Annotated in this window: 13 protein-coding genes; 10 read left to right on the top strand and 3 right to left on the bottom strand. The window is 68.5% G+C overall.

Annotation, left to right across the window (positions count from 1 at the left end; genetic code table 11):
• The 9 genes from DMH12_RS15440 (at window position 1) to DMH12_RS15400 (ending at window position 6,993) form a co-directional block, all read left to right on the top strand.
• The gene (locus DMH12_RS15440; protein ID WP_125492149.1) at window positions 1–942 is read left to right on the top strand and encodes a hypothetical protein; all 942 of its coding nucleotides are present in this window, start codon (window positions 1–3) and stop codon (window positions 940–942) included.
• Window positions 939–2,042, top strand: coding sequence for a hypothetical protein (locus DMH12_RS15435; protein WP_125492148.1), 1,104 nt, complete (start codon window positions 939–941; stop codon window positions 2,040–2,042). The genes DMH12_RS15440 and DMH12_RS15435 overlap by 4 nt, the downstream gene beginning before the upstream one ends.
• Window positions 2,042–3,799 (top strand): hypothetical protein, encoded by a 1,758-nt coding sequence (locus DMH12_RS15430; protein WP_125492147.1) that lies wholly within the window; start codon window positions 2,042–2,044, stop codon window positions 3,797–3,799. The genes DMH12_RS15435 and DMH12_RS15430 overlap by 1 nt, the downstream gene beginning before the upstream one ends.
• A gap of 8 nt (window positions 3,800–3,807) precedes the next feature.
• Window positions 3,808–4,167, top strand: coding sequence for a hypothetical protein (locus DMH12_RS15425; protein WP_125492146.1), 360 nt, complete (start codon window positions 3,808–3,810; stop codon window positions 4,165–4,167).
• A gap of 145 nt (window positions 4,168–4,312) precedes the next feature.
• On the top strand, window positions 4,313–4,708 hold the full coding sequence (locus tag DMH12_RS15420) for a hypothetical protein (protein ID WP_125492145.1): 396 nt from the start codon (window positions 4,313–4,315) through the stop codon (window positions 4,706–4,708).
• Window positions 4,709–4,710: 2 nt separating this feature from the next.
• The gene (locus DMH12_RS39780) at window positions 4,711–5,673 is read left to right on the top strand and encodes a peptidoglycan recognition family protein (RefSeq protein WP_260474218.1); all 963 of its coding nucleotides are present in this window, start codon (window positions 4,711–4,713) and stop codon (window positions 5,671–5,673) included.
• 36 nt (window positions 5,674–5,709) lie between these two features.
• Entirely contained in the window at window positions 5,710–6,030 is a 321-nt protein-coding gene (locus tag DMH12_RS15410) for a hypothetical protein (protein ID WP_125492144.1), read from the top strand.
• Between the two features lie 75 nt (window positions 6,031–6,105).
• Window positions 6,106–6,441: a hypothetical protein gene (locus tag DMH12_RS15405; RefSeq protein ID WP_125492143.1), complete on the top strand. Its 336-nt coding sequence runs from the start codon at window positions 6,106–6,108 to the stop codon at window positions 6,439–6,441.
• Between the two features lie 207 nt (window positions 6,442–6,648).
• Entirely contained in the window at window positions 6,649–6,993 is a 345-nt protein-coding gene (locus DMH12_RS15400) for a hypothetical protein (protein ID WP_125492142.1), read from the top strand.
• 18 nt (window positions 6,994–7,011) lie between these two features.
• Here the strand turns inward: DMH12_RS15400 and thyX are convergent, their stop codons facing one another.
• Window positions 7,012–7,749: an FAD-dependent thymidylate synthase gene (thyX, locus tag DMH12_RS15395; RefSeq protein WP_125492141.1), complete on the bottom strand. Its 738-nt coding sequence runs from the start codon at window positions 7,747–7,749 to the stop codon at window positions 7,012–7,014.
• A gap of 302 nt (window positions 7,750–8,051) precedes the next feature.
• Between thyX and dcd the strand changes: the two genes are divergently transcribed.
• Window positions 8,052–8,633 carry a dCTP deaminase gene (gene dcd / locus DMH12_RS15385; RefSeq protein ID WP_125492139.1) on the top strand — a complete coding sequence of 194 codons (582 nt, stop codon included), beginning with the start codon at window positions 8,052–8,054 and terminating at the stop codon, window positions 8,631–8,633.
• Between the two features lie 60 nt (window positions 8,634–8,693).
• On the opposite strand, the gene DMH12_RS15380 is transcribed toward dcd, so the two are convergent.
• Together DMH12_RS15380 and DMH12_RS15375 are read right to left on the bottom strand one after the other, a co-directional pair.
• Window positions 8,694–8,954 (bottom strand): hypothetical protein, encoded by a 261-nt coding sequence (locus tag DMH12_RS15380; protein WP_125492138.1) that lies wholly within the window; start codon window positions 8,952–8,954, stop codon window positions 8,694–8,696.
• A gap of 10 nt (window positions 8,955–8,964) precedes the next feature.
• The gene (locus DMH12_RS15375) at window positions 8,965–9,618 is read right to left on the bottom strand and encodes a hypothetical protein (RefSeq protein WP_125492137.1); all 654 of its coding nucleotides are present in this window, start codon (window positions 9,616–9,618) and stop codon (window positions 8,965–8,967) included.
• Window positions 9,619–9,625 lie beyond the last annotated feature (7 nt).

Here is a 9,625-nt window from a genome sequence, read left to right as displayed (position 1 = left end):
ATGGCCCTGTTTCCGCGGCCCCTCCTCACCAACGGGGCGACGCACTCCGCGCAGCAGTTCCGCATGATGATCCGCGACCTCGCCAACGGCGCCGAGGGCATCACCCAGGGCGACGACCTGAAAGTGGCGCAGCGCACCACCCCCGGCGGCGGCGTTCTGATCGGGGACGGGTCCGGCGTCATCCGCGGCCGCGCGAACACCTTCCAGGGCCACTACTCGGTGTGCAACGTCGGCACGGTCGACGTACCGATCGCCGCGACCGGTTCCGGGTCCGGACGTTCCGACATGCTGATCATCCGTGTCGAAGACCCGGAGTACGAGGGCTCCCTCAACCCGGAAACCGACCAGATCGTCTACCCGCAGGTCATCTCCAACGTGTCCTCGTCGGCGACGGCGATCCCCGACAGCCGCACCGGTATCCCCCTCGCCCGCATCGACATTCCCGCGAACACGTCCACCATCACCAACGCGATGATCACTGACCTGCGGAAGGTCGCCAACCCGCGACGCCAGCGCTACCTGGCCACCCAGTCCCCAGCCAGCCAGTCCACCGGCATCGGCGCCTCCACCAGCTACAGCTACTTCTCCACCGCCGCCGGATGGAACATCGCCATCCCCGACTGGGCGACCAAAGCCATCGTCCGCGTCGACATCAGCCCCATGCGCTACGCCCTCGGCAACTTCTGGGGCCAGCTCAGTGCGACGTTCGGCGCCAGCCTCGCCACCCAGACCACCCTCCTCGACGACGACCAGGGCACCGGCGTCCGCCGGATCTCCGCGACCGTCGCCGACACCCTCACCATCCCCACCGCCTACCGCGGCACCACCCAACTCCTGCGGGCGCGCGCCTCCGCGTTCTCCACCGGGCAGGCCGGCCGGATCTACGTCGACCAGGGCACCACCCTCATCGCCGACGTGCAGTTCGAGGAGGCCCCCCGGTGACGGTGGCCCCACCGGTCAGGGTCCTCACCCAGCACGCCCTGACGGGGGCGTGGCTGTCGACGGCGCTGCCGGTCACGGACCTGGAGTACGGGCCGGAGGTATCTGGTCCGGGGGAGCTGCGGGGGAAGCTGTCGCCGCGGCTGGTGTCGCAGTCCCCGCAGCTCGCCGACCCGGGCACGACGTTCATCTATGTGGAGTCGGAGGGTCAGCTGGAGTGGGGCGGCCTGATCTGGGACGTCCGCGCCCAAGGCACCGACTACAGCATCGAGGCCGCGTCCTGGTCGTCGTACTTGCAGAAGCGTTTCGACTTCGACGGCGAGCACGGCGGCCGTGGCCCCTACGTCAACCAGGACCGCTGCCACGTCATCCGGCAGATCTGGGAGTACGCGCAGTCCATCCCCGACGGGAACCTCGGCGTTACCGTCGATGCGACCGCCAGCACGTCGAAGGTGGGCACGACGGCCGAGCCGTTCCACTCGTTCTGGTACGACACGACCAGCCTCGGCGATCAGGTCGACGATCTGGTCTCCGACCAGGCCACCCCCGAGTACACGTGCACTACTTCCTGGAACTCGGACAAGACCGGCGTCATCAAGCGGATCAAGCTGGGCTGGCCGCGGCTCGGCGCCCGCCGCACCGACATCGAGTTCTCATCCGGCGTGAACATCATCGAAGAGCCAGAAGAGGTCCGATCCGGTGACGACTACGCGCAGGTCGTCGTCGGGACCGGCGCTGGAGACGGCTCGGCGAAGCTCCGGCAGATCTCCGCGGTCCGCAACGGCCGGCTGCGCCTTGAGGCGACCGCCGCGTTCCCGGAGATCAACGGCAATGACGTGCTGCGGCAGCGCACCGAGTGGGAACGGGCCTGGCGGCAGACCCTTGGGGCAGTCGAGCAGGTCACGATCCGCGACACCCCCGCGGCACCGTTCGGGTCGTGGCAGGTCGGCGACGACGTGTACACCCGCATCCACAACAGCTGGACGTCCTTCACGGGCTGGTGCCGCGTGATGGGCTGGACGATCCGTCCGACTGCACGCGGCGGCCCGCAGGCCGTGATCTCCCTTAAGCCGTCTGCGCAGTTCACTTACGGAGGTGTCTGATGACCCCTGAGCAGATCGGGCGGATGCTCGCAGAGTTCGAGCGACGCCTGGCGCGGGTCGAGAACAGTCCGCGGCTGTCGCACGCCGCCCTCGACAACACCAACCTCGTCGTCAAGGACGCCCTCGGAACGGTCCGCGGACGGGTCGGCATGCAGGACGACGGCACCATAGGTCTGATCGCCGTGGACGGTCCCGCGCCCGGCGCCCCGTCCGCACCCGTCGTCACCTCCTCCATCGGCGGGCTCCGCGTCGTCTGGGACGGCACCCTCGCCGACGGCAACCCTCTCCCTTCGGACTTCGACCACATCGCCGTCCACGTCGCCACCAGCAGCGGCTTCACCCCCTCCGCCGCGACGTTCGTCGGCACCATCACCAAAGCAGGCGACGGGGGGATGCTCCCGGTCATTCCGCTGCCCTACCAGGCGCACTACGTGCGGCTGACCGCCGTGAACACGTCCGCGGCGGTCAGTGATCCGTCCGAGGAGACCGCGGCAACCCCCACCCAGGTGGAGGGCGCCGACCTTCAGGCGGGCTCGGTGACCGCCGGGGCCATCGCCGCCGGCGCGGTGACCGCGGAGAAGCTGGAAGCGGTCCTCCAGCTCGCCACCCGCCTCGTCGCCGGCGATCCGGACGGGGCCCGGGTGGAACTCAACGAGGACGGGCTGCGGGTCTACAACGACACCGATGAGCTTGTGATCCGCTTCGATGCCGCCGACGGTGACGCCACCTTCACGGGCACGATCACGGGTTCTACCGTCACGGGCGGGCTGATCCAGACGGCGCTGAGCGGGGCGCGGATCACCCTGAACGAGGCCAACGCCAACGAGATCATTATCTACAACGAGGACGACGTCGCCATCGGTGAGCTCTCCCCCCAAGGGCTCCTGGTCAAGGGCGAGTCTGGCGCTGTCATGTGGCTCAACCCGAACCTGCCCTACCCGGCCGTGCAGCTGTACAACTCGTCCGGGTCGAACGTCGCCGCGGTCGCCGTATCGGAGCTCACGCCAGGCGACGCCAACCTGGAACTGGTGTCCGGCACGTTCCCCGCCAACGGCTACACGAAGATGCTGTGGCGGTCCGGCCTGTTCAGGGACGCCGCGGTCATTGAGCGACTCGCCCTCGACTCCACACCACCATTGCGTGTGATCGGCGGCCGGATCTTCATGGACGGCACCCTCGCCAACCTCGGATACGTCAACCAGGACAACACGGCGCAGAACACCAGCTACATCGTGGAGCCGAACCTCGCGACCCTCGGCAACGGCCGCCTGGCCATGACACCCCCGGCCAGCACCTTCAGCGGGCTCTACGTCCAAGCCGCGTCCGCTCACACCGGGCCGCTGCTGCGCCTGTACCGGGACACCGACAAGTTCTCCGTCGACAAGGACGGCAACACGTCCGTCGCCGGACGGGTCAAGCCGTTCACCGGCGAGTCGGGCACTCTGTCTCTGCAATCCGGGTGGACGAACTACGACGCCACCAACTACGGCACCGCCACCGTCCGCAAGTCCGCCAACGGCACCGCCTACCTCTTCGGCCGCCTTCAAGCGGGGACCGCCACCAACGGCACCCTCGTCGCCACCCTCCCCAACTCCAGCTACTGGCCTCTCGTCCGGCACCCCTTCCCCCACCGTGCCCCCCAAGGCGGAGTCGACGTCACCCTCCTCGTCAACGAGATCGGCGAACTCCGGATCTACGACATCTCAGGCACCGTCACCAACCTGTCACTGGCCGGAATCTCCTGGCCCCTCTGGTAAGGACCCCCATGGCAACCCGCTACGACCCCTGCCCCACCTGCACCACACAGATCGCCACGAACTTCTGCGACAACTGCCTGAACCACATCCCCCAGGACGTCCCCCCGGCCGTCACCGGCCGCGTCTGGCACCCCGGCCGTCAGGGCTTCGTCTCCGTCGACCTGTGCGCAACGTGCACCGGGCAGGACGTCAACCTCCTCGCCGTCGTCACCGCCCCCACCGACGAAGACCCGGGAGAAGGCGACCCCGGTGAGGGAGAGCCGGGCGGCAGTGAAGGCGAGCAGCCGCCCAGCGAAGAACCCGCCCCCGAAACCCCCACCGAGCAGCCCGTCAACAGCAGCGAAAGCCCGGCAGAGCCCACCCAGTGAGCGGGGGCAACCCCCGGCATCACAGGCCGTAGCCTGAACACAGGGCGACCCTCCGCCCCTCAGCGCCACCCACCGAGGGACGGCCGCACAGCAGCGGCCCGAACACCCTTCCACCTGGGCGCGGGGAGTCTAGGAGCACGGGCCGATGCCCGACCCCAAGCACGACGGCGAGCAGACGGCTGCCCGTACCAAGGACACCGCCCCCGCCCGGCCGGAATCCGTCCCGGCACCCGTCGCTGAACCCCCAGTGACCGTCGACAGCGGCAACCAGTACGAGCCCTACCCCGGGGCAGCGTTCTTCCACGGCGGCCGCTACAGCCCCATCTTCACCGCCGCAGGCGCCCGCCTCACCGCCGAAGGCCACAACCCGCACGGCAAGCGCCTCGGACCGGACTGGACGAACGCACACGCAGCCGCATGGGCCTCCTTCCAGCAGGAGCTCCGCCCCAAGGGCGCCGGCGACGTGTCCGGCATCCCCGACGAGATCGCCTGGGACCGCCTCAAGGTCCCGCGTGTCACCCCCCTTCCCAAGGAGACCTGACAATGAAGCTCGTAACACGGGCACAGCTCGGCTGGCCCGCCTCGGCCGCGCCCAGCCAGACCAGCACCAAGGGCGTCAAGGTCCACTACGAGGGCGCCCCCGTCAGCACCAAGCTCCTCAGCGACCACAATGCGTGCATCGCCGAGTGGAAGGCCATCCGCGCCTCCCACCTGGCGAACAAGACCGAGAACTACTCGGACGTCGCCTACAACTACGCCGCCTGCCCCCACGGCTACCTCCTCGAAGGTCGCGGCCTGCGCAAGCGGACCGGCGCCAACGGCAACCAGACCCTCAACCAGGGCCACTACGCCATCGTCGGCCTCGTCGGCTCCGAAGGCCTCACCCAGCCCACCGACGCCATGCTCTCCGCGATCCGCGACGGCATCGAACTGCTCCGCGCCAACGGCGCCGGCAACGAGATCAAGGGCCACCGCGACGGCTACGCCACCGCCTGCCCCGGCGGCCCGCTCTACGCCTGGGTGCAGAAGGGGGCGCCCCGCCCCAGCACGTCCCAGTCAGCACCCATCCAGACCGAGGAGGAGTCCGACATGCCCCGCTACCTGTCGCTCGGCATGACCAAGCCGTTCACCCTGGAGCCCGGCGTGTGGAAGGCGCTGGCTTTCGACGCCGAATGGGCCGACCAGGACGACGACCACTACGCGGGCGGGCAGACCTTCGCCCACAACGCCCACTACAACGGTGCCCTCTACCTCCAGGCCGACGGCGTGGCCCGCGGCAACGAGGTCCAAGCCCGCGTCGTGGAGGACGAGGACGGCGGCGGGCCCACGGTCAAGCACTTCCCCGCCTCGGAGCTGGTCGGCACCAGCGGCGACACCCTCGGCTGGATGCCGATCGTCGGCGTTGTCGGCGCCGACCACCGCGCCAAGATCCAGGTCATCCACTACGGCGACGACCCGATCACCATCAAGCGAGCCGAGATCAAGGCCCACATCTGGCCGCTCTGACCTGCACCAACCGACCCCACCACCTAAGGAACCGTCATGCAGCCCACCCTCGACGGCGCGTACTGGCTCGGCCTCGCGATCAGCGTCGTCCTGCCCGTCCTCGTCGGCCTCGTCACCACCCGCGTCACCCACCCCGGCACCAAGGCAGTCCTCCTCCTCGCCCTGACCGCCGCCAACGGCTTCCTCGTGGAGCTGGCCAACGCCGGCGACGGCTACCAGGTCGGTTCCGCGCTGGTCCTGTGGGCCGTCTCGTTCGCCACGGGTGTCCTGGCGCACTTCGGCCTGTGGAAGCCGACCGGAGTGTCCGGCAAGGCGCAGGACGTCGGCGCTCGCAGTTCCGTGCGCAGCGCCGCCTGACCATGCCCACCTGGTGCGCGTGGCGTCGACTGGCAGCGACGCCCGCGGACCCCACAACTACAAGGAGCAGCAGAGGTGAATGACCTGTCGGCCGTCAACGTCCTACTGCCGGGCGGGGCCGGGGCAATCGTCACCCTCATCGTGCTGCTCATCCTCCGCGGCAACCTGGTCTCACGCGCAGTCCTCGAGGACGTACGCAAAGACCGGGACGCCCGGGTCGCCGAGATCGCGTCGGAGCGAGACGCGTGGAGGGCAGCCCACCGGGAGAGCGAAGCCGCACGAATCCAAGCTCAGAACCAAGTCGGTGAACTCCTGGAACTGTCCCGAGTCGCCGATCACGTTCTGCGTGCGATACGAGGGGAGGTGCCCGGGGATGCGATGGATCCGACGGTTGCTGCGCCGCCGTCCTGAGCCCGCCCCGCAGCGCCCGGAAGAGTCTGGCAAGACGCACGGGCAGCGGGAAGCCGAATCAGCGCTGTCCCGTGCTCGGGAAGCCCGCCGGGCGGTGGAAGCCCACCGTCCTGCCGTCGCGCGGATTGCCGCGCGGCTGGCGAACGAGCGGGAGAGAAACCACTTCGCGGAGATCTTCCGCCAAGCCTTTGAGGGAGGCCCCCGCTAATGGACTGCGCGCAGCTCGCCAACCTTGCAGCCTCGAGCCTGGTCGCCCTGTGCAGCCTCGTCTTCGGCGTCGTCTACCACCGGTTCGCGCCCTGGCGGTCCACGCCGGTCGGCGTGCACATCATGACGTTCACCCTGGCGATCGGGGCGCTCGGCGCGTACACGGTCGCCATCACGGTCTGGGACCACGGAGCGCCGGCCATGGTGCTCCGCACGATCCGCACTCTGCTCCTGGTGGTCATCGCGTTCCTGGTGATGCAGCGGATCACCATGGTCGTACGCGCCCAGCACCGTGGAGCCCTGCACGACACCGTGCAGGACCAGTCAGGCCCGCCGACTGCCTGAACTGGTGTGCGACCGAGGTCAGGGGGCAATGCGGCCGTTGGCGTTGAACGCGGCGTGGGTGAGGGGCATCAGCTCCGCCCACGCCGCCTCCATCTTCTCCGCCACCATCTCGATCTCCCGCTGCGGGCTGGACTTGATCGCGGCGGCGGGATGGGTGGTGCGCAGGCCGAGGAAGTGCATCAGCGACCTCGCGTTGCAGGTGGCGTAGCAGGAGGAGAACAGGCCGACCGGCAGCACCGATCGGGCAACCTCCCGCGCGATGCCGGCGGCGAGCATCCGCCGATAGGCGTCGTACGCGTGCCGGTACGCGTCGACCATCACCTCGTCGACCAGAGCGTGCTGCGCCGCAGTACCGGGCTCGAACCGGTAGTGGCCGGCCTTCCCCACCTGTACCAGGTTCCGGTCCGGACCGGGGACGTAGAAGACGGGCTCCAGCTCCTTGTAGCGGCCGGACTCCTCGTTGTACGACCAGCCAACGCGGTGACGCATGAACTCCCGGAAGACGAAGATCGGGGCGCTGATGAAGAACGTCATCGACGTCGCCTCGAACGGAGAGCCGTGCCTGTCCCGCATCAGGTAGTTGATGAGCCCCTTGGATCGGGCCGGGTCGGCGCCGATCTGCTCGAGGGATTGCTCGCCCTGGGTGGAGACGCGGGCGGACCAGAGGACGTGGGCGTCGTCGGCACTCTGCTTGACCAGCTGGACGGTGACGTCGTCGCGGAAGACGGGCTCGAGGGCAGGGGCGGGCTCGGCCATGGGGAAAGGCTCCGATCTGGGGGAAGGGCGGTACCCCCAGTGTCCCGGGGCCGCGCCCGGGTGTTCCCTCCGCACGGTCGTACGATGGCGGCATGAGCAGCACCGTCTCCGACAGACCCGTCCCGCCGACCCCTGTCTGTGCGCCGTCGCAGGTGGGGCCGTGTCGTAGCTGCCAGCATCCGTGCCACCGGTACGGGCTGGGCGGGAACCCGCTGTGCGTGCTGTGTACGCAGGCCCTCGAGGAACGGCGGGCGGCAGCCCTCGCGGGGAAGGTGTAGCGCGGTCGGCCATAGCCTCACCGTGTGCTCCTCTCCGACAGAGACCTCCACGACGCGATAGCCCGCGGCCAGCTCGGTGTCACGCCGTTCGATGAGGCGATGCTTCAGCCGGCCAGCATCGACGTCCGCCTCGACACCCAGTTCCGGGTCTTCGAGAGCCACCGCGCCTCCTGCATCGACCCCGCCGTCCAGCAGGACGCCCTGTCCCGCCTGGTCGACGTGAGCGACGACGAGCCGTTCGTGCTGCATCCGGGGGAGTTCGTCCTCGGGTCGACCTTCGAGCGGGTGCGGCTGCCTCGGCATCTGGCGGGGAAGCTGGAGGGCAAGTCGTCGCTCGGGCGGCTGGGCCTGGTCGTGCATTCGACGGCCGGGTTCATCGACCCCGGGTTCGAGGGCCACGTCACGCTGGAGCTTGCGAACCTGGCGCAGCTACCAATCAAGCTGTGGCCGGGCATGAAGATCGGGCAGATCTGCGTCTTCCAGATGACTTCGCCTGCCGAGTCGCCCTACGGTACGAAGGGGCTCCGATCCCGATACCAGGGGCAGCGCGGCCCTACGGCCTCACGCTCCCACCTGGACTTTCAACGCACCAGGCTGCCCAGGTAACGTTCAGACGCGGCGGCGCCCCGGACACTAGACCTGTCCGGGGCGCCGCTGTGCTACTGGTCAGGCGATCGAGTTGCCTTCGTCGTCAGGGAGGGTTCGGAAAATCTCCAGCGCGCGTTCCTGGTCCTCCTCGTGCGCCTCACGCAGCCTCTGGGCGGCACGGTTCCGGGTGTTGTGCTCGGGGCAGGCCGTCCGGTTGCTGTCGTCTTCCCAACCGAGGTCCTTGCGGGCTTGCTCCGCTTCCTCACGGGTGTCGTACTCGCCGTCCATGACGCCCCAGCAGACGTCGCACTTCACCTGGTAAGTCAGGCTGATCGGCATGGTCTTGTCCTCACTTCTCGTCTGTCTTCTGTTCGAGTTCTATCAGGGCCGCAGCAACACGTTCAGGGTCGATGTTCTCCGTCAGGGCTCGCTCGTGCGGCCATCCCTTGGACACCCGGTAGGCCAACCGTGAGTAGGGAATCCCTATCCTCTCCGCCCACTCGCTCATGATCAGAGTGTGGCCGTGGAAGGTCAGTCGGACGTTGCTGCGCTTGTTCCGGGCCTGCTCATCCATCGTCACCCACCGGCAGTTACCGGGCTCGTAGTTGCCGTTGGTGTCGATCCTGTCGAGGGACAGATCCTCTCGGTAGGTGGGGCCCATGTCGGCGTAGAAGTTCTCGAACCTCAGCCACCGCTCGCAGACGGTGATGCCGCGCCCTCCGTAATAGGGGTAGGCCTTGACGTTCGGGTTGGTCACTCGGTTCAGCATGTTCCGCCACGTGCGGTACAGCGGGGTGCGCGTCATGCGGTGGGTTGCGCTGTGCTGCCCTTTCAGGCAGCCACACGACCTCGTGACTCCCTGCCTGAGCAGGGTGCCGATTACTCTCGTGGTCTTCCCGCAGTCGCACTGGCAGAGCCAGGCAACCTTCCTGCCGCTTCGTCCTGCCTCGCCGAGAACGAGGAGACGGGTGAATCTCTGACCTTCCAGGTCGATCTTCGTCACGAGTACC

Source organism: Streptomyces sp. WAC 04229 (genome assembly GCF_003947455.1).
Classification (GTDB): domain Bacteria; phylum Actinomycetota; class Actinomycetes; order Streptomycetales; family Streptomycetaceae; genus Streptomyces.
The sequence above is the reverse complement of the archived record's forward strand: the minus strand, read 5'-3'. Positions and strand labels throughout refer to the sequence as shown.

Bases quoted from the DNA above. Each gene is read 5' to 3' on its own strand.
- DMH12_RS15440 (WP_125492149.1), top strand. From the start codon at position 1: ATGGCCCTGTTTCCGCGGCCCCTCCTCACCAACGGGGCGACGCACTCC.
- DMH12_RS15430 (WP_125492147.1), top strand. From the start codon at position 2,042: ATGACCCCTGAGCAGATCGGGCGGATGCTCGCAGAGTTCGAGCGACGC.
- DMH12_RS15425 (WP_125492146.1), top strand. From the start codon at position 3,808: ATGGCAACCCGCTACGACCCCTGCCCCACCTGCACCACACAGATCGCC.
- DMH12_RS15420 (WP_125492145.1), top strand. From the start codon at position 4,313: ATGCCCGACCCCAAGCACGACGGCGAGCAGACGGCTGCCCGTACCAAG.
- DMH12_RS39780 (WP_260474218.1), top strand. From the start codon at position 4,711: ATGAAGCTCGTAACACGGGCACAGCTCGGCTGGCCCGCCTCGGCCGCG.
- DMH12_RS15410 (WP_125492144.1), top strand. From the start codon at position 5,710: ATGCAGCCCACCCTCGACGGCGCGTACTGGCTCGGCCTCGCGATCAGC.
- DMH12_RS15400 (WP_125492142.1), top strand. From the start codon at position 6,649: ATGGACTGCGCGCAGCTCGCCAACCTTGCAGCCTCGAGCCTGGTCGCC.
- thyX (WP_125492141.1), bottom strand. From the start codon at position 7,749: ATGGCCGAGCCCGCCCCTGCCCTCGAGCCCGTCTTCCGCGACGACGTC.
- DMH12_RS15380 (WP_125492138.1), bottom strand. From the start codon at position 8,954: ATGCCGATCAGCCTGACTTACCAGGTGAAGTGCGACGTCTGCTGGGGC.